21 protein-coding genes are annotated in these 19,616 nt (G+C 42.4%); 6 read left to right on the top strand and 15 right to left on the bottom strand.

Annotated features, from left to right (window positions below; translation table 11 throughout):
• Positions 1-189: 189 nt before the first annotated feature.
• Positions 190-1,830 (bottom strand): S8 family serine peptidase, encoded by a 1,641-nt coding sequence (locus ABD772_RS13930; protein WP_345105582.1) that lies wholly within the window; start codon positions 1,828-1,830, stop codon positions 190-192.
• 409 nt (positions 1,831-2,239) lie between these two features.
• Here ABD772_RS13930 and ABD772_RS13925 point away from each other — a divergent pair, with 409 nt between their 5' ends.
• Both ABD772_RS13925 and ABD772_RS13920 read left to right on the top strand, forming a co-directional pair.
• A complete protein-coding gene (locus tag ABD772_RS13925) occupies positions 2,240-3,643 on the top strand; it encodes a tetratricopeptide repeat protein (RefSeq protein ID WP_345105579.1) in 1,404 nt (467 codons plus the stop codon).
• 152 nt (positions 3,644-3,795) lie between these two features.
• Positions 3,796-4,557, top strand: coding sequence for a phosphosulfolactate synthase (locus ABD772_RS13920; protein WP_345105576.1), 762 nt, complete (start codon positions 3,796-3,798; stop codon positions 4,555-4,557).
• A 97-nt stretch (positions 4,558-4,654) separates the two neighbouring features.
• On the opposite strand, the gene ABD772_RS13915 is transcribed toward ABD772_RS13920, so the two are convergent.
• From ABD772_RS13915 to ABD772_RS13855, 13 genes are all read right to left on the bottom strand, one after another.
• Entirely contained in the window at positions 4,655-5,110 is a 456-nt protein-coding gene (locus ABD772_RS13915; protein WP_345105573.1) for a hypothetical protein, read from the bottom strand.
• A complete protein-coding gene (locus ABD772_RS13910) occupies positions 5,091-5,459 on the bottom strand; it encodes a hypothetical protein (protein WP_345105570.1) in 369 nt (122 codons plus the stop codon). The genes ABD772_RS13915 and ABD772_RS13910 overlap by 20 nt, the downstream gene beginning before the upstream one ends.
• A gap of 90 nt (positions 5,460-5,549) precedes the next feature.
• Positions 5,550-5,816: a YtxH domain-containing protein gene (locus ABD772_RS13905; RefSeq protein WP_345105567.1), complete on the bottom strand. Its 267-nt coding sequence runs from the start codon at positions 5,814-5,816 to the stop codon at positions 5,550-5,552.
• Positions 5,817-5,957: 141 nt separating this feature from the next.
• On the bottom strand, positions 5,958-7,001 hold the full coding sequence (locus ABD772_RS13900; protein WP_345105564.1) for an AI-2E family transporter: 1,044 nt from the start codon (positions 6,999-7,001) through the stop codon (positions 5,958-5,960).
• A gap of 50 nt (positions 7,002-7,051) precedes the next feature.
• Positions 7,052-7,252, bottom strand: coding sequence for a hypothetical protein (locus tag ABD772_RS13895; RefSeq protein WP_345105562.1), 201 nt, complete (start codon positions 7,250-7,252; stop codon positions 7,052-7,054).
• Between the two features lie 7 nt (positions 7,253-7,259).
• Entirely contained in the window at positions 7,260-8,702 is a 1,443-nt protein-coding gene (locus ABD772_RS13890) for a sigma-54-dependent transcriptional regulator (protein ID WP_345105559.1), read from the bottom strand.
• Between the two features lie 138 nt (positions 8,703-8,840).
• Positions 8,841-9,461 carry a hypothetical protein gene (locus tag ABD772_RS13885; RefSeq protein ID WP_345105557.1) on the bottom strand — a complete coding sequence of 207 codons (621 nt, stop codon included), beginning with the start codon at positions 9,459-9,461 and terminating at the stop codon, positions 8,841-8,843.
• Positions 9,462-9,691: 230 nt separating this feature from the next.
• On the bottom strand, positions 9,692-10,267 hold the full coding sequence (locus ABD772_RS13880) for an outer membrane beta-barrel protein (protein ID WP_345105554.1): 576 nt from the start codon (positions 10,265-10,267) through the stop codon (positions 9,692-9,694).
• A 169-nt stretch (positions 10,268-10,436) separates the two neighbouring features.
• Positions 10,437-11,216 carry an enoyl-CoA hydratase/isomerase family protein gene (locus ABD772_RS13875; RefSeq protein ID WP_345105551.1) on the bottom strand — a complete coding sequence of 260 codons (780 nt, stop codon included), beginning with the start codon at positions 11,214-11,216 and terminating at the stop codon, positions 10,437-10,439.
• Between the two features lie 9 nt (positions 11,217-11,225).
• The gene (locus ABD772_RS13870; protein WP_345105549.1) at positions 11,226-11,648 is read right to left on the bottom strand and encodes a cobalamin B12-binding domain-containing protein; all 423 of its coding nucleotides are present in this window, start codon (positions 11,646-11,648) and stop codon (positions 11,226-11,228) included.
• A 435-nt stretch (positions 11,649-12,083) separates the two neighbouring features.
• Positions 12,084-12,908, bottom strand: coding sequence for an N-acetylmuramoyl-L-alanine amidase family protein (locus ABD772_RS13865; RefSeq protein ID WP_345105546.1), 825 nt, complete (start codon positions 12,906-12,908; stop codon positions 12,084-12,086).
• A gap of 29 nt (positions 12,909-12,937) precedes the next feature.
• Complete coding sequence (locus ABD772_RS13860) at positions 12,938-13,363, bottom strand: Fur family transcriptional regulator (protein ID WP_345105544.1); 426 nt, start codon at positions 13,361-13,363, stop codon at positions 12,938-12,940.
• A 92-nt stretch (positions 13,364-13,455) separates the two neighbouring features.
• The gene (locus ABD772_RS13855; RefSeq protein WP_345105541.1) at positions 13,456-13,884 is read right to left on the bottom strand and encodes a MerC domain-containing protein; all 429 of its coding nucleotides are present in this window, start codon (positions 13,882-13,884) and stop codon (positions 13,456-13,458) included.
• A gap of 241 nt (positions 13,885-14,125) precedes the next feature.
• On the opposite strand from ABD772_RS13855, the gene ABD772_RS13850 reads away from it, so the two are divergent.
• Complete coding sequence (locus ABD772_RS13850; RefSeq protein WP_345105539.1) at positions 14,126-14,536, top strand: response regulator; 411 nt, start codon at positions 14,126-14,128, stop codon at positions 14,534-14,536.
• Between the two features lie 50 nt (positions 14,537-14,586).
• On the opposite strand, the gene ABD772_RS13845 is transcribed toward ABD772_RS13850, so the two are convergent.
• Positions 14,587-15,357 (bottom strand): MBL fold metallo-hydrolase, encoded by a 771-nt coding sequence (locus ABD772_RS13845; protein ID WP_345105536.1) that lies wholly within the window; start codon positions 15,355-15,357, stop codon positions 14,587-14,589.
• Positions 15,358-15,534: 177 nt separating this feature from the next.
• Between ABD772_RS13845 and recJ the strand changes: the two genes are divergently transcribed.
• The 3 genes from recJ (at position 15,535) to ABD772_RS13830 (ending at position 19,608) form a co-directional block, all read left to right on the top strand.
• Positions 15,535-17,268, top strand: a complete 1,734-nt coding sequence (gene recJ / locus ABD772_RS13840; RefSeq protein ID WP_345105534.1) for a single-stranded-DNA-specific exonuclease RecJ — start codon at positions 15,535-15,537, stop codon at positions 17,266-17,268.
• A 67-nt stretch (positions 17,269-17,335) separates the two neighbouring features.
• The gene (lptB, locus tag ABD772_RS13835) at positions 17,336-18,076 is read left to right on the top strand and encodes an LPS export ABC transporter ATP-binding protein (RefSeq protein WP_345105531.1); all 741 of its coding nucleotides are present in this window, start codon (positions 17,336-17,338) and stop codon (positions 18,074-18,076) included.
• Between the two features lie 11 nt (positions 18,077-18,087).
• Positions 18,088-19,608 carry a GH3 auxin-responsive promoter family protein gene (locus ABD772_RS13830; protein ID WP_345105528.1) on the top strand — a complete coding sequence of 507 codons (1,521 nt, stop codon included), beginning with the start codon at positions 18,088-18,090 and terminating at the stop codon, positions 19,606-19,608.
• Positions 19,609-19,616: the final 8 nt, after the last annotated feature.

Below are 19,616 nucleotides of genomic sequence, written 5' to 3'. Positions count from 1 at the left end.
TCTACCTGTTGCACAACCTGCAACTTAAAGGCAAGACTGTAATCGCGCTGACTGCGCCTGATAACTCGTTTTAAGTGTTTCTTCATAATAAGTCAACTTGGATGTCAACTTATTTCAGGACGGGACACCTATAACAAAAAGAGCACCGATAATGTCGGTGCTCTTTTTGTATATTACAGAAGCGATGGATTATTTACCCTTACGCTCGCCCTTTAACTTCGAGGCTATTTGTACCGCATTGTAAGCGTTCACAACACCGCCAGTTTTTGAAAGTGTAGTAAAATCAACTTTCTCATCTTTCGTACCCGGTTTAACAACAGTAACACCAGTAGTTGGCGTTGCTGATTGCAGAATAACCTGTTTCAGTTGCTTAGCGCTTAGGTTTGGATAGTATTCCAACACCAACGCCGCAATGCCCGCTGTAATAGGCGAGGCAAAGCTGGTACCATCGGCAGTATTAAACTCGGCATTCAGGTCGATAGAGGTTACTTTTACGCCCGGGGCAAACACGTCTACATTCTTTTTACCATAGTTGCTGAATGAGGCTGCCAGGTCTTCGCCAACTTTAGCGCTTGATGCGCCTACCGATATGACGTTATCGCCGTCGGTTTGTGAGCCGTTAGCAAAAGTATCGTTAGGATATTCGGGTTTTTCGTCGACATTCTGACCGTCGTTACCAGAGGCTTGTACTAATAGCACGTCATGGTCGGCAGCGTATTTAAACGCAGCGTCAACCCAGTCTTTATGGGGCGATATCTTTTTACCAAAGCTCATATTCACCACTTTAGCGCCATGATCAACCGCAAAACGAATAGCATTGGCGATGTCTTTATCATACTCGTCGCCATCCGGAACGGCTTTAATGCTCATAATGCGCACATTGTCGGCCACACCATCAATACCGTAGCCGTTACCGCGCACAGCGCCAATCAGCCCGGCTACGCCGGTGCCATGCGAGGCATCAGGGTTAGTTAACACGTTATTGCCGTAAGGTTTGCCATCCTGAACATCAGGGTTATCACCAACAATACTTTTTCGCACGTTCAGGTCGGGGCTAACGTCATTGTTCAGCTTTTTAAGATAGTCGCTAAAGTCCTTGATCACTTTGCTGTTATCGCCATCAATATTATTGAACATTTGCGACCAAACCGCTTTACTTTGAGCAATAGTATCATTAGTGGTTGCCTGAATTTTTTCCAGATCGGCTTTGGTAAAAGTTTGAGTTGAATTTAATTTCAGCTCTTTTTTTATGTACCCGCTGGTTGCCATCAGGGCATTCATCATGGGGCTTAATTGCTGCAGTTCGGAGCTTGATTTATTTACTGTTTCATCATGTTGCGCCTTAACTTTTAGCCAGTAAGCATATTCTTTTTCATTGCCTTCTGGGGCAGCGCTTACACCGTCGTACTTTGGCTTAAGGCGATTGTACTCACGCACCTCTTCGGTAGTTTCGGTATAATCAACCTTGCCGCCCGGCCCGCCTAGGAAATCCCAGCCATGAACATCGTCAACCAACCCGTCATGGTCATCGTCTTTACCATTGTTTGGCACCTCTTTAGGGTTTACCCAAAGGATGCTTTTCAAATCGTTTTGTGTAGTGTCTATGCCGCTGTCGATAGTTGCTACAACAACGGTTTTACTTTTTTTTCCTTTTAAAAAGTTGTAAGCATTATTCAGGCTAATGCCATAGTAGCCATCGGCCTTTAAATCTAATTGATGCCAATTTTTGGGCAGATCGGCCACCGGTGCGGTCTGAGCCGATACGTTCAGGTTGAATAACAATGCGCCCGTTAACGTCGCCCCGAACAGATAATTACGGAAAATATTCATGTATTTAAATTTGGTGTAATATAGTTAAAATAATATTTCGCCTATGGCAAAGTGTGAATAAGAACGCACGAGCCGCCTAATTGTTGTCGCGTATACCGCCATGCCTTGCGAGCTTATGTTAACTGGATGTAACGTTTATGGTGCCGGGCTTAAACGCCGCACATAATGCCTATCTTTGTGTTATATCCAAAGTAAAAAAAATCTTAAGGCAAACACTACCGGCTTACTTCACTGCCTGAAAACGCTTTTCGTTAATAATCAAAGCGTTGCAACTAGCGATGTTAAAAATGTTTGTATGTTGAAAACTTAATTGCCTTACGGGTACTTTTTACTAGTAATTTAAACACTATTAAAGTTTAACAGTCATACTAAAAACTGAATGTTAAACTGTGTTCTTAAACTCTAATGAATGGAAGACGAATTTGAATTTGGTTTTACCGAAGACCCAAAATTTTCGGTAGAGCGGTACGAGGAAATGATCAGGAATCATGACCAGTACTTTTTTGATGCCCAGGCGTTTGAGAACATTATCGATTATTATATCGAAAAAAACGACCCCGCCAAGGCCTTACAGGTGGCAGAGTATGCTGCCGATCAACATCCGTTTGCTGCTGTATTTTTAATTAAGCAGGCCCAGTTGCTGGCCATTACCAACCGCACCGGGGCAGCTTTTGCTGCACTGGACAAGGCAGCTATGCTTGAGGCATCAGATGCTGACATTTATATCATCCGCGGTAATATATTTGAGAGCATGGAACGCTATGCCGAGGCTTTAGAGAATTACGAAAAAGCCCTCGAACTTGCGGAAGAAACCGATGAGATACTACTGCATATTGCCTACGTTTATCAAAACATGGGCGATTATGAAACGTCTATCACCTACCTGAAGCTTTGCCTGCAGCAAAATATGGAAAACCAGGATGCCTTATACGAGCTGGCTTTTTGCTATGACGTGCTGGACAACCAGGAAGAAAGCGTTCAGTTTTATCAGCAATATATAGATAACGAACCTTACAGCTATGCCGCCTGGTATAACCTTGGCAACGCCTTCACTAAGTTAGGCTTATTTGAAAAAGCTATCGATGCGTACGATTATGCTATACTAATCAAGGATAGCTTTGCGTCGGCTTACTTTAATAAAGGCAATGCGCTGGTTAACCTGGAGAAATATGCTGAGGCTATTGAGGTGTATCGCCACACCTTTGAGTATGAGCAGCCTAATGCCGACACTTATTGCGCTATAGGCGAGTGCTATGAGAAACTGGAGCAAATGGACGATGCCCGTGCATTCTATAAAAAGTCAGTAAAAATGGACCCTAAGCTGGCCGACGCCTGGTTTGGAATTGGTGTTACACTTGATTTCGAGGAGCGTTATTTTGAAGCTTTACACTTTTACAGAAAAGCGCTGGATATTGACCTGAGCAATGCCGACTACTGGTTTGCCATTGCCGATGCTGAGTATAAACTGGGGCACATGAAAGAAGCTGAAGAAGCTTATGAACGTGTGGTTGAGCTGAACCCGCTGGATATTGATGCCTGGTTAGATTACTCATCAATTTTATATGAGGACCAACGGCTTGAAGGTGCCATTGAAATTATATCAGAAGCGATAAAAAATAATCCGGAAGCGGCTGAGTTATATTACCGTATGGTGGCCTACCTTTTTGCCAAAGGCGAATACAACGAGGCACTGAATTATTTAGAGCTGGCTTTAGGTGCTGATCCTGAAAAGCATTACATACTGTTTGATTATCTGCCGCAACTGCAGGAAAATAAAGTAATACTGGACATTATTAACCGATATTCGAAGTAATAGATTGTTACAGAGCGTTTAAACTTATAGACGCCGCACTTAAAGAAGGTGCTTCTTTAGTGCAACCGTTATATTAAAAGCTAAAACGGTTTCCCGTTTTAGCTTTTTTTTTAGACTTTTACAGCGGTCTATCACCTTCTTTTCTTTAATTTATGAATTATATCATCAATAATCTTCCTGAACGGACACAAAAACCACGTGATAAAGGCATCACTATGGTAATGGATAAGGGCCTTAGTTTAAGACAGGTGGAAGATTTTTTGGAAGTTGCCGGGCCGTACACTGATATTGTAAAACTGGGCTGGGCAACTTCATACGTTACTCCTAATCTGGATCAAAAAATAAAAATATATCAGGACGCGGGCATACCGGTTTATTTTGGAGGCACTTTATTTGAGGCCATGATCGTTCGCGGGCAGTTTGACGACTACCGGCGGGTATTGGATAAATACAAGTTACAGCATGCCGAGGTATCAGATGGCTCAATCACTATCGAGCATGCCGAAAAGTGCGAGTACATTCATAAACTTGCCGAACAGGTTACCGTAATATCAGAAGTTGGCTCAAAGGATGTACAGAAGATTTTTGCTCCATATAAATGGATACAACTGATGAAGGCCGAAATAGAGGCAGGCTCATGGAAAGTAATTGCCGAGGCACGCGAAAGCGGCAACGTAGGCATTTATCGCGACTCAGGTGAAGTTCGTCAGGGTTTAGTAGATGAGATATTAACCCAGATACCGGAAGGTACAATCATCTGGGAGGCGCCTCAAAAAGCACAACAAGTGTGGTTCATTGAATTGATAGGTGCCAATGTAAACCTGGGTAATATTGCACCGGTGGATACCATCCCGCTCGAGACCCTGCGCCTGGGTATCCGCAGCGATACTTTTGATCATTTCTTGGGATTGTAATATTTCTTGCTGTCATTCCGCGGTAGTAAAGCATCAGCAAGCTCTGCGTTGAACCTCGGCAGATGCTTCGTTCTTAACATGACAACGTTATAAAAGATCAATTACCCTCTTTCTTGATCTTTCTGAAAGACGGTATATCAGGTTGTTTCTTTTTGTCGGACTTATCGAACAGATGGATCGCCTTACCAAATAACCCCTTGGCCTTATCCCATACAGACTCAACAGAATCCTCCGAGATATAGTGCGATGCTTTTTGTGATACAAGGCCTACTAAAGCCTTAATTATAAAGTTTGATCTTTTGAACAAGGTTTTGTTCAGGGCAAACGGCAAAGCAAAGCGCGATAATATCCCTACAAAATCCTGCTGGAATATGCCCCCCCCCTTATCATCAGGGTGATCATGTCTGCCAAATAATGATATGATGGTCGAAAATATAGCCCCGGGACCATCAAATCGTGCTTTAAGCTCCAGACTTTTTTCGCGCTCTAGCTCTTGCAGGCGGTATATTTCATTCTTCAGATCGGCGTGACTGTTAATTGGCAGGTCTGTCATCTTCTTGTTTATTTTTAAAGAACTTCATCACAAATGCGCTGGCAATTGGCTTCTCGAACCCGGCTTTATTAAACTTAATGATAATAGTGATAAGCAGGTAAAGCAAAGCTGTACAGCCAAAGCCTTTCCAGTCAGATTGAAACACTTCTGCCAGATAGAAGGCCAGAGTAAAGCTGGCGAAAACAAAAACCAGCATAATGCTTATAGCAACAAACATGTCACCAATTATGCTGGCAAAAATTGCCGAACCACTATCAATAGCCTTATACTTTGTCAGCTTAAGCTTTATTTCTGCATAATCTTTAAGCTGGTCAAATAAGGGTGGAGTTTCTTTTTTGGCTTCTTCCATGAGGTTTTGTTTAAGTCGATAAGCCCTAAGTCTGAAGTGCTAAACCAACAATCAGGCTTAAAACTTCAGACTCAAGACTTCAAGACTAATTTATGCGTGTTCAAGGTCGTCCTGATATTCTTCTTCGGCGCCTTTTATTTTTGATTTGACATTGTCAACTATCTTATCTTTCAGGCCCACAAGGTTGTCAATTTCGGCAGCGGCTGTTTCTCTGATAGAGTCGCCCAGGTTTTTTAGTGATTCGGCTAATTTGTCGCGAGTTTCATCGCCTTTTTCCGGAGCGAATAAAATACCGAGCGCCGCCCCTGCTGCTAACCCTGCCAGCAGAGCTACAACTACTTTAGTGTTATCATTCATATTACGTAAGTTTTAAAGTTGAACATGGTTTATAAACGATTATTTATCTGTTCAAATATAGCTAATCAGATATTTTGTATTTGTTTATGCGTTGTTAATTAATTTTTAAACGCCGTAGTAACGTAATTGTTCACAAAAATCTCAATTATCCGCGCCCCCTTGTAAACGGTCAAGCCGGTCGGCAGCCATGCGGTTGGTCTCATAAATCTCAACTAATAACAGAAAGTAAGACAGCAACAAAGGCCCAAAAACCAACCCCAATATGCCAAACAACGGTAGCCCGATAAATACGCCGATAACCGATATCAAAGGGTGAGTATTAGCCACCCGCTTGTTAATAATCATGCGTAGTACATTGTCTATATTGCCAATAAATAGCAATCCGTAAGCCAGCAGCAGTATACCTTTCAAAGTATGTCCATTAGCAAATAAAAACAGGCTGGCAGGTATTGAAAGTGTAGGTGCGCCCACTACAGGCAAAAACGATATAAATGCTCCTATCACTCCCCAAAACACCGGGTCGGGTATACCAAATATCCAAAACCCATTAGCCAGCAGAGCGCCTTGTACAATAGCAATGATGCCCTGACCCAACACGTTAGAATAGGTAGAATTACGTAACGCCAGTGCAAATTTTATAGCATATTGTTCTCTAAATGGCGCATAACGTAACAGCGTGGCCTCAAATTCTTTGATCTGTACAAACATAAAATACAGCAGAAAATACAAAACCAGCAATGTTAAAATTATATTAGCGGCACTGCCTATCAATGACGGGAAAAGGTCAGTTACGTACGTGCTCAGCTTTTGCAAGGTGTTTTCCGCAAAATGAGGTTGTTTAAAAGTGGTTGCCGCAAAATTGTCAATCTTGATCAACCACTGTTGTATGGGCAGATCATTGGTATTAATTTCTGATATCTTACCTATCACCATAAAGCTTATGGCCGTAAACGGCAGTACAATTACGGTTAAAGAAATAACGATAATGATGAGCGCCGCTATGGGCCGGTTCCAACCTTTTTGCTCGATCATATAGAGGTAAAAAGGCCTGAAGATGGTAAACAGTACAATAGCCCCTAATATTGAACTGAACAAACTACTAAGCGCATACAAAATAAAACAGCCAAGCACAATAATGCTTACCAGGATAATTGTATTACGCTGTTTATAGTTAAAAATCGACATTTATGGTATTGATTGTAACAACACTATAAACAAAGAACGGAAAAATAGTTTTATTGCGGGTTGCTTAAAAGCTCATTTATTTTTGAGGCGCTGGCAAAAATCGCGTCGATGCAGTATAAAAAATCTTCAGAAGGTTGCTCAACCTCATACTTAAGTGTATCTAAAGCCAGGTGTATGTTTGATAGCTGATTTTTTATATCATGCCTCAACCTGCGCATAGTTTCCGCATCCACGCTTTTTCCCTGGTTCATTGGCTTACTATTTAAGGTTGCTAGCCTTCATTTTGTTGTACAATGTTTTGCGGTCTATTTTCAATATCTCTGCGGCTTTGGTTTTATTAAAATTAACCTCGCGGAGCACACGCAGGATAGTTTCATATTCGGCTTCTAAAGCTGCATTCTTAAGATCGTGACGCTGCTCTTTCAGCTCGGCGCGGTGATCTTGCTGAGGTTGAAATTGATTATATAAAGGCTGGCCATACGCTGGCTGATTACCATATTCGTAAGCCGGCATCTTGTAGTTCGATATTTCTAATGGTAATGATTTTGTGGTAATCTCGCTGCCCTCGCTAATCAGCGTTGCACGGCGCACAATATTCTTTAATTCACGCACGTTGCCCGGCCAGCGGTAGTTCATGAAACATTCCATCACCTCGGGAGAAAAATGCGTAACGTTACGACCAAGCTCCTCGTTAGCCAAGCGCAAAAAGTACTCGGCCAGCAGCACAATATCACTCCCCCGTTCACGCAATGGTGGTAAATAAATGATGAATTCGTTGAAGCGGTGATACAGATCCTCCCTGAATTTGCCTTTGTTGATAGCATCCAACAGGTTTTCATTGGTCGCAACGATGATGCGCACATCCAGGTCAATCTCTTTGGTACTGCCTATACGCTTTACTTTTCGCTCCTGTACAGTACGTAATAACGCCGCTTGTATCTCATATGATAAATTACCTACTTCATCCAAAAATAACGTTCCGCCGTTGGCCATCTCAAAGTGACCTATCTTGGTGGCAAATGCACCGGTAAATGACCCTTTTTCATGACCAAAGAATTCGCTTGCTGCAAGTTCCTTAGTAAGCGACCCGCAATCCATGGCTATAAATGGTTGGCCACTGCGGTGGCTGTGCATATGTATGCTTTTAGCTACCTCTTCCTTACCAGAGCCGCTTTCGCCTAATATAATTACACTGTAGTTGGTTGGAGCAACTAATTCAATTTGCCTGAATAGCTCTTTTGATGCACGGCTGGTACCTAAAACTACCCCGTCAGATAACACGCTTTGCTTTTTAACCACTTTAACGGGCGTCGGCGCCTCGTCATCCTCTATTAAAGCCTGGCGGGTTTCAATGGCTTTGGTTATGGTATTTAAAATCTCGTCAGGATATAATGGTTTGCTGATATAATCATAAGCCCCCATCTTGATCAACTCGACAGCCATTTTAATATCAGAATAGCCTGTAATGATAATAACCCCGGTTTTAGGATACTGTGCTTTGATTAAGCGCAGCATTTCGCGGCCGTCTGTGTCCTCTAACCGGTAGTCGCAAAGTACAAGATCAAATTCGTTTTTTTTAAGATGCTCAATACCGCTATTACCGCTTGAAGCGGTGGTTACGTCAAATCCGTTGCGCGTTAAAAATTTGGAGAGCAGTACAGCAACATTTACTTCATCATCAATGATGAGGATTTTCTTCATATTAGCAATTATTATCTGGCGGCTTTAATGTGTAAGTTACACAAAAATGCTATATCTAAAGATATTTTTGCAAGTGTTTAGGTTAATTAAACCTTTTTTTTAACATGGACCGGGTATTAGGAGAACTATAGCTACTAGCTATAAATTAAACGAATAGGTAATACGTAGCGCCCAAAAATTATTTTTGGCATTATCGTTATAAAAAGTTTCAGCGCTTTCATAACGCAAGTCTGCATCAATGTATCTGTGACGCTGCTTAAGTGGGAACAACAGACCAATATGCGGCGACCAGGTAAAAGCATTGCCATACATGGCATATAATTGTGCTTTGTTAGCTAACAAAGTTTCGCCGGCTTCTGCCTGTATATAAAACCGGTTACCTATAATAAATTTATAACCTAACTTTAGGGGAATAGTATTAAAGTTTGGCGTTGGTACGTTAGTAATAGCCTGCTGGCTTTTTGAGGCATTTGCCGATTTGAAGAAACTCATGTAACCTGCCGATGCAGTAATATACATTGATGAAAATACAGGCACATCAACGTTTAATGCCAAACCCGCACCAAAGTTATAAGCCGACTTTGCATCATCCCCTATAGCTTTATTTACGCCAACGCCAAAACTGTTGCCTGTGGTTGAGGCTATACTGGCGCCCAAGCCAATCCTCAAACTATCCGGAACAATGATCTGCGCTTTTGCAGCCGAAAAAAAGCAGGTAAATGCCACAACGTAAATAAGAGCCTTAAACGTAAATTTCATATTATTTTTTAAAATTAAATGTAAAACGCCCAGGGCGCTAACAACGTATAACTTACCGCAATATATCGGTTTATGATAAAACTTGTGCAAAACTAATATCCCCCGGCAATTACGCGCTATAAATGGATGTAAAAAAATGTTAATTTTTAATTCAGGGGCGGCATCAACAAAAAAAGCGCCGCCAAAGTTGGCAACGCTTTTCCATTATAGATAGTTGTGGGTCTGTTTTTTTAGAATCCGTAAGCTAAACGTAAACTAACAAAGTGAAGCTTATAATCATCAAGATTGCTGTTCAATTTAGTAGTGTTTTCAAAACGTACGCCTGCATCCAGGTAGCTGCTGCCAGCCAATGGAAATTGATAACCAATTTGTGGTGCATAAGTAAACACCGTAGAGTTGTTAGCACCGACGTCTGATTTGTTTAACAAAAAGGTTGCACCAGCTTCGCCTTGTACGTAGAAGTTGCTTACCGGAAAGTATTTTAAACCTGCTTTTACCGGCAATACCTGAATGTTTGGATTTGATACGGTAACACCGGCAACGGTTACGTCTTTACCAAAAAAGTTGTTGTAGCCTGCGTTAACTGTAACAAATAATTGCGACACTACCGGAATGTCAGCTTGTAATGAACCGCCCAGATTCCAGTTGTAACCGTCTGATAAATTGCCTGTTGGTAAGCCTGCGTCAACACCGACGCTGTAACGGATACCTGTTGTTTTTGAAGATGTAGGGTTGGATTGTGCTTTAGCGCCTAAGGTAAAACCTGCTAAGGCTAAAACAAGTGCTGTAATTTTTAAACTTTTCATAGTGGTATGTATTAAATTGTTATGTTGTTTTTTAAACACGGCGCAAAGTAACATCACAAAACCAATATGATTTTTCATCCGAATGTCAAGTTTATTCAATCGATTGATTAACAGCAATTTATTTTCTGACCGTTTGGGTATTTTGGTCAGGAAAGTGCAATAATTGATGCTATTTGCCTGTAAACGTCGCTTTTCTCTTGGCCAGAAAAGCGGCGATACCTTCTTTAGCGTCGGCGGTAGAAAAACATTTGGCAAATTCGACGATCTCAGTATCAAAGCCGTGAGCGTCATTATTTGCCGCGTTTATGGCGGTGATGGCACCGGCAACAGCCAAAGGGGCATTTTTTAATATTTTATTCATGATCTCCTCTGCTTTGGCTGTAAGCCCGTCCTGGCTCACTACATAGTTTACTAAGCCCAATTGATAAGCTTCGGCAGCAGTGATCATTTCGGCAGTCAAGATCATTTCCATGGCTTTACCTTTGCCAATTAGTTTAGGTAAACGTTGAGTACCTCCGTAACCCGGTATTAAACCAAGCGTAACTTCAGGCAAACCCATTTTTGCGTTATCGGATGCAACGCGGATATGACAGGCCAGTGCCAGTTCCAAGCCACCGCCTAAAGCAAAACCATTAATGGCAGCTATAACGGGCTTGCTAAAGTTTTCAATCACATTAAATATGTTACGTTGATTTTCATGTGCCAGTGCCCGGGCACCATTCACGTTCAGGCTACGAAATTCTGCAATATCGGCACCGGCAACGAAAGCCTTAGGGCCTGCCCCGGTGATAATCACTCCACCAACGGTATTATTATGTAAGGCATCGCCTAAGGCTATATGCAGTTCAAACAGCGTGTCTTTATTAAGCGCATTTAATTTGCTTTCGCGATTAATAACGATATATTGGATTGGACCACGATTCTCGATAAGCAAATTTTGGTATACCATGCGGCAAAATTAAAAATTACGGTGCTGATGCACCCAGTCAGTTATATATTTTACGATGTCATGCGTGTTGGTGCCTGGCGGAAAAAGCTCGCCCACACCCATTTTTTTTAGGACACTTACATCATCTTCCGGAATAATGCCGCCGCCGGTTACCAATACATCATCCAATTTTTTTTGTCTAATCAGGTCAAGAATTTTCGGGAATACCGTCATATGCGCACCCGATAATATTGAAATACCGATAGCATCGACATCCTCCTGCAAAGCGGCATTTACAACCATCTCTGGTGTTTGGCGCAGTCCGGTATAAATTACTTCCATGCCCGCATCACGTAGCGACGTGGCAATAATGCGCGCGCCGCGGTCATGCCCATCCAAACCAACCTTGGCAACTAAAACACGTATAGGGCGATTAAACTGTTTCGCAGTCATTTTTTTTCAGATGATACAGATGCAATATAGCAATTGATAAATCTACATTTTATTTAAAAAGTTTTTCGATCTGAACCAACGCCTTGCTCTCTCCAAAAACTATTGAATTTATGACTTCGATAGTTGGTTAATATCATTGGCAAATCACCATTGCGAATAACTATAAAACAAAAAAGAGAACCCTCCGGGCTCTCTTTTTTGTTTTAACTGACTCATTAACTTATCATAAAGAACAACTGGTTTAGTTCGATAGTAACAATTATAACAAATATAAACGCGATGGTACGAAGCGGCTAATTTTTACACGCCGTTTAACCTTTTTTAACATATTGATTTTGCACATTTAGTCTGTAATTAACAATAAGGGCATTTAGAGGGGCTTTATTGCCACTTTCATAATAACAAGCTGGGATCAATATCTTACAACGGCCAGATTTAGCCGCCTGTTTTGGACTTATAACTTTTCAACGCCTTAATAACCACCTGGACAATTTCATCCTGACCTTCGTCAGAGTTTAGGTAATCTTCGTCGACAGGATTATTAATAAACCCGGTTTCAATCATTACCGCAGGCATAGCGCTATGGGCAAGTACCAGAATGCCCTGCTCTTTAACGCCAATGGTTACGCGGCCTTTATTTTTAAACTCTTCATTCAACAAATCGCCAAAAAATATACTGTGCTGACGGTATTTTTGCATGTAGGCGTTTAGGAGAATGCGGTTTACAGGGTCGTTTTCGTCGTAGCTCTGGTATTTGGTTTTATAATCCTTTTCAATGAAAATGGACGAGTTTTCGCGAATAGCCTCTAATTGTTCCTTAACTCTGTGCAAACCATAGACCAGCATCATGGTGCCTTTTTGCTTGTGGGTACTGTAGCCGGTACCCTCTGGTGACGAATTGCAATGTATAGAAATAAAAAGATTGCCATGATGCTCATTAGCTATTTGTGCACGGGTGTCAAGTGGAATAAAAGTATCATCGGCCCGCGTCATGACGGTGTTAATGCCCGGCATTTGGTCCTGTATGGCGGCGCGTAATTTCCTGGCTATTTGCAGGGCTACGGTTTTCTCATTAGAGTGCAAACCATGGGTACCCGGATCTTTACCACCATGTCCGGCATCAATCACCACCGTTTTAAAACGGTAACCTGCGGTCGCGGCGCTATCCTGAGGATAAGTGAATGAACAAAGACAGATAAAGAGCGCCAGTAATAGACTGTTTATGGTAATAAGATGCAGACGAGCAGAGGGTTTATTCATTTAACCGGTATAGCGTAAAAGGGAATAATTTATTTATTTGCGCACTTAGGGCACAAGCCCGTGGCACTAAAGCTTAATTTTTCTAATTTAAAGCCGGCCGGTAAAATAATCGGCGGCATATCCATTTCATCCAGACAGTACACGTTCTTGCAGTTGGTGCAGTTAAAGTGCAGGTGCTCATCGTGGTGGTGGTGCTCGTCACAGTCTGATGAGCAAAGGGCATAGTTTGCTGTACCATTCAAATCAAATACTTTATGTATAATGCCTTTTTCTTCAAAGGCATTTAATATGCGGTACAGCGTAACGCGGTCAACATCACCTATAACTTCTTCCAGGTCGGGCTGTGAGGTCGCGGTTTTTTTATTAACCAAAAGTTGCAACACCCTTAGCCGGGCCTCTGTGCGTTTAAGCTGGTGCCTTTTTAATAAGTGTTCAAAATGTTGATTATGGTTCATTTAATGAGTGTCTTTACAAAATTAGTAAGAATTAGCGAATTTGTTTCCATCTTAACCCTTCGCCAGAGACAGGTTGCAGGCAACCACTGGTTTTAACGCCGGTTAACGTGGTTGTGCTTGAAATGAAAAAAGTGATCGTTGGTTTTGCAAACGTCCACATATTTAAAGTTTACAAAGTGCGCAGCGGCAATGGTCAACCCTCCAAGCGGTACCACAATAGCTTCTATCCACCCCCTCAGGTAAATATGCCCTGCAATCACCAGTGCAAATCCTGCCAGTAACAATAACAACGGAAAAGCGCGGCGGTGCGTACGGAAATACGATAAAAATATCGACGATACACCCAACAGCAGCGCCAGGATAATCATTCCCCATTCAAATATCGGGTTAGCTAAAAAACCCAGTCCGGCTAAAGGTAAAAAAGTCAACAACAAAGGTACAATGGCGCAGTGTATGGCACATAGTGTTGAGGCCGTCATCCCAATATGATCTAATTTTGATCGCAGCTTTTTTGCAGTCATTGCGCAAATATACATAAATGCAACTTGATTGCGTTTTATTATTTGTAATATTATACTAGTCTGACACTATATTTCCTTTAAGGAAAAAAATATCAAATGTTGCCATTTTTTTAATCTTTCGGCTAATGTTTATGTAAAAATGCTTGTATATTCATGTTAAATAAAACACTTTTGCCTCCTGTGATGTTTACAACATATAGGAATAGAACCTTTTTGAAAAATACGCCGTATAAGCTATAATATGAACACTGAAAGCAAACCAGTAAGTATTTTGTTAGTAGATGATGATGAAATAAACAATTTTATTTCGATCAAACTGATAAAAAAAGCTGTGGAGCATACCGCGATATCTGCCTGCTTAAACGGAAGGTTTGCAATAGATGAGCTGGTAAATATTCAAAAACACGATCCTTCACTGCTGCCAGATTTCATATTGCTGGACATCAATATGCCAATAATGAACGGCTGGGAGTTTTTAGATGAATACAAAAGACTGAATATAGACCCCGAGGGTAAAAGCAAGATCTATATAATATCGTCGTCAGTATTTAGCAATGATATTAATAAGGCGCGATCGTATCCGCTGGTAAAAAACTTTATCTCAAAGCCGTTAAGTGTAGAAAAGATCAAAGAAATGTTTAACGCTAACTAAACATATACATCTCCTATAAAAAAGCGATGGGCATGAAACCCATCGCTTTTTTATATTGGGGTAATTGAAAAATGTTCGCCATTGTGGCTAACGTTACCCACCGGCATTGATTTTGCGTGATAAAACAAGCAGGTCCAACCTTCTTCGGCGACTATTTTGCCATAATGGTCGCGCAATTCCATCGCTTTTTGCGGGTCAAAATCGTACTTGGCTTTAAAGCGTCTGATTAGCTGCTCAGGCTCTGGCAATTCATCACCACCAAAAAAAACTTTATTATCGCCGTCCTCTAACCAAAAAACCTGGTGATACTGACAATGTCCGCCCGATAGCTCATAACGGATACCCGGCTTAAGTTGCCCCGAACCTTCAACATAAGTTATATTGGCCGAGCGCTGTAGGGTTTCAAATATCTCTTTATGGTATGATGATGATTTACCACTGAATGCCGTTTCCCATTCGCCGCGCTGTATTACATGTTCTGCAGCCGGGAAGCTTGGCTCAAGCTTGCCGTTGCGCTCGACAACCAACCCGCCCGAATGATCATAGTGCAGGTGCGACATCAAAACCAATGTTACATCTTCCGGATCAAAGCCCGCATTGCGGATGTGCTGGTGCAAGAATAATTCGTCGCGTGTATTTTTATAGCCCAGACCGCAATCTAATACAATCAAATCATTAGCAGTTTGAACCAGGAACGGATTAACGTGTATAAATAATGATCCCGGACGATCACGGAAGTTATCGACCAGAGGATCAAACGGAATAAACTTTTTAGTAGCGTCTACAGAATAGGACCCTTCACCTAATGCGAAAATTTTCATGTTTAATGTGCAGATGTGTAGTGAATGTGCAGCTATGCGGATACGCAAGTGATTGAATAACAGGGCCTAAGAAATTTAACGCTTTTCCGGTGAATCTGCATATCTGCACATTTGCATATCTACACATCAATTATATCTGCACATTAACTATATTTACTCGTTATAAGCGACAAAGATATGAATAAACGGTGGGCGATAAGGGAAGTACCGGCAATTGATGAAATAAACCAATTAGCTGTGGAGCTTAACATTGATGCCGTTTTAACTACTTTATTGATACAGAGGGGCATCAAAACATTTGAGCAGGCCCGTTACTTTTTCAGGCCCGACGAGCGCCACCTGCATGACCCTTTCCTGATGCAGGATATGGAGAGAGCCATCGAACGCATTGAAAAAGCCATTGCAGCAGGCGAAAAGATCATGATCTACGGCGATTATGATGTGGACGGCACCACTTCGGTGGCTGTTGTTTATAGCTTTTTCAAAAATCACCACGGCAATATCGAATATTATATACCCGACCGTTATAAGGAAGGTTATGGCATATCTACCCAAGGCATTGACTACGCAGCCGCTGCCGGTTTTACACTGATCATCGCGCTCGACTGCGGTATCAAATCAGTAGATAAAATAGCTTACGCTAACCAAATGGGGATAGATTTCATCATATGCGATCACCATACGCCGGGCGATAAGTTACCCGACGCTGTTGCCGTACTTGATCCCAAACGTGCTGATTGCGGATATCCATTTAAAGAACTTTCGGGCTGTGGTATAGGTTTTAAATTAATCCAGGCATATGCCGAAAAGAACGGTTTACCCTTTGAGGATGTAAGCCGATATTACGATCTGGTAGCTGTGAGTATAGCCTGCGATATTGTACCCATAGTCGGCGAAAACCGCGTACTGGCTTATTTCGGCTTACAAAAACTGAATACCAACCCTTGTATCGGACTTAAAACCTTGATGGGTGTTGCGGGCAAAAGCATCAGTTATACTATATCGGATATTGTTTTTCTGTTAGGGCCGCGTATTAATGCAGCGGGGCGTATTGATGATGCCAAACATGCAGTAGAGTTGTTAATAGCCTGCAACGAAGACGAAGCTCAAACAAAAGGCGAGTTAATAAACGTACACAACATTGAGCGCAAAGGCCATGATCTGCAAATCACTGATGAAGCTTTGGGCATGATTGCCGAGAGCCAACTGCTGATTGAACGTAAATCTACAGTGGTATTTAATGAGAATTGGCACAAAGGCGTAATAGGTATTGTGGCTTCACGATTGACCGAGAAATATTATCGGCCTACGGTGGTGCTTACCCGTTCAAACGGACATGTGGCAGGTTCTGCGCGCTCGGTTTTAGGATACGATCTGTACGAAGCGTTATGCGGATGCAGCGACCTGCTAATACAATTCGGCGGTCATAAATATGCTGCCGGCTTGACTATGGATCCCGAAAATGTCGCGGCTTTTATAGATAAGTTTGAGGAGGTGGTAAGTTCAACCATTACAGCCGAACAATTGATCCAGCAAATACAAATTGACGCTGAATTACGTTTAACAGAAATTGAATCTAAATTTTTCAGAGTTTTGAATCAGTTTGCACCCTTCGGGCCGGAAAATATGGCCCCGGTGTTCATTACTAAAAATGTGTACGTTTGTGGCACGCCGACCCTGGTAGGCCAGAATCATATCAAAATGACAGTGATGCAACCGGGCTCTGCAATGTTTGACTGCATTGCGTTTGGACAAGGCGAGCAGTTATCGCAAATAAAAAAAGACGAACCTTTTGATATTTGTTACGCTATTGAAGAAAACGTTTGGCGCGATAAACGCAACATACAGCTTAATGTAAAAGGGATAAAGCCCCGCCCCACCCTCCCCGGTAGGGAGGGCTTTGAAAAATAAGTTTAACAATATAAATTTAAAGTCTCCCCTACCGGAGGAGATTTAGCGGGGGCCGATAGGCCGGTTTATGAACTTACGGGCAGAACATTTAATAAAGAAATACAAACAGCGCACAGTAGTGAACGATGTATCGTTCGATGTGTCGCAAGGCGAAATTGTGGGCTTGCTGGGGCCTAATGGTGCCGGTAAAACCACGTCATTTTATATGATTGTAGGGCTGATCAAACCTAACGAGGGTAAGATATTTTTGGACGACGAAGAGATTACTACCAACCCAATGTATCGCCGTGCGCAAAAAGGCATTGGCTACCTGGCTCAAGAGGCTTCGGTTTTTCGTAAGCTAACTGTCGAGGATAATATCAAGGCTATCCTGGAGATGGGCAATTTGCCCAAGGACGAACAGGAAGAAAAATTAGAAACCCTGATCGATGAGTTTAGCCTGCATAAAGTGCGCCGTAACCGCGGCGATCTGCTTTCGGGTGGTGAACGACGTCGTACCGAAATTGCCCGCGCACTGGCTGCCGAGCCTAACTTTATTTTGCTGGACGAACCCTTTGCCGGTGTTGACCCTATTGCTGTTGAGGAGATACAGGCTATGGTGGCTAAACTTCGTCATCGCAACATTGGTATTTTGATAACCGACCACAACGTGCAGGAAACCCTGTCTATTACCGATCGTGCTTATTTATTATTTGAGGGGAAAATTTTAAAATCGGGTGTGCCCGAGGTGCTGGCTGAAGATGAATTGGTGCGTAAAGTATACCTGGGTGCCAACTTTGTGTTAAAAAGAAAAACATTTGCTCAGTAAGCCAACCGCGTATGACCATTTTCAACTCTGTTTTTACCTGGTTCATGAAAAAGCGTATCCACCAGATAGAGCTTTTTATGAAATACCCCAACGAGGTACAGGAGGAATGGTTTGAACAATTGGTGTCGCGCGCAGAGAATACTGAGTGGGGTAAAAAATACGGGTATAAAAGCATCACCACGCTCAATGAATTTAAAGAGCGTGTTCCCATACAAACTTACGATACGTTAAAGCCATACATTGAGCGCATGCTCAAAGGTGAGCAAAATGTGCTTTGGCCATCAGAGATTCGCTGGTTTGCCAAATCGTCGGGCACCACCAGCGACAGGAGCAAGTTTATTCCTGTTAGCGAAGAATCGTTAGAGGAATGCCATTTTAAAGGCGGTAAAGACCTGCTTACGATCTATTTCAACAATCGGCCCAATGCTAAAATGTTTACGGGAAAGATATTGACTATAGGCGGCAGCCACCAGATCAGTCAGTTAAGCCCCGATACTTCTTTTGGCGATCTTTCGGCAGTGATTATGAAGAACCTGCCATTATGGGCCGAATTTCACCGCACGCCTCATTTGGACATCGCCTTGCTCGAAGATTTTGAGGAAAAAATCGAAAAGATGGCTTATGCCACTAAAGATGTTAATGTTACCAGTTTAAGCGGTGTGCCTACCTGGAACCTGGTGCTATGCAAACGAATTCTGGAGATCACCGGAAAAAACAACCTGCTCGAAGTTTGGCCTAATCTGGAAATGTACTTTCACGGGGCGGTTAACTTTACCCCCTATCGCGATCAGTTTAAAAAGCTGATACCAAGCGATGATATGTACTATCTGGAAAATTACAACGCATCCGAGGGTTTCTTTGGCATACAGGATACCGTTGAGCACGGCGAGATGCTTTTGATGCTTGACTATGGCATTTTTTATGAGTTTTTACCTGTCGAAAATCTTTACGACGAAAACCCGCACACATTAACTTTGGACGAGGTGGAGCTGGATAAGAATTATGCGCTTGTCATCAGCACCAATGCCGGTTTATGGCGATACCTGATTGGTGATACCATCAGGTTCACCTCATTGGCGCCTTATCGTATACAAATAACCGGCCGTACTAAACATTTTATCAATGCCTTTGGCGAGGAGATGATCATTGACAATGCCGAGCGCGCTTTAGAGGAGGCCTGTGTACAAACCGGCGCCGTAATACGCGAATACACGGCCGCTCCGGTTTATTTTAACGGCAATGACAGCGGCGCACACGAATGGCTTATAGAGTTTGAGAAAAAACCAAACGAGTTTGAACGCTTTATAGATATCCTGGATGAGACCCTGCGCCGCATTAACTCTGACTATGATGCCAAGCGGTTTAAAGATCTGGCATTGCGCCGCCCTGTAGTACGGAAACTGCCCGAGGGCGCATTTTTTAACTGGATGAAAGAGCGGGGCAAATTAGGCGGGCAAAACAAAGTGCCGCGATTGGCTAACAACCGCGAGTACGTTGATGCCATTTTAAAAGTGGTTGAGTTAGTAAGCTAATACCTTTC

The organism is Mucilaginibacter panaciglaebae, assembly GCF_039539265.1.
GTDB classification, from domain to species: Bacteria; Bacteroidota; Bacteroidia; order Sphingobacteriales; family Sphingobacteriaceae; genus Mucilaginibacter; species Mucilaginibacter panaciglaebae.
The sequence above is the reverse complement of the archived record's forward strand: the minus strand, read 5'-3'. Positions and strand labels throughout refer to the sequence as shown.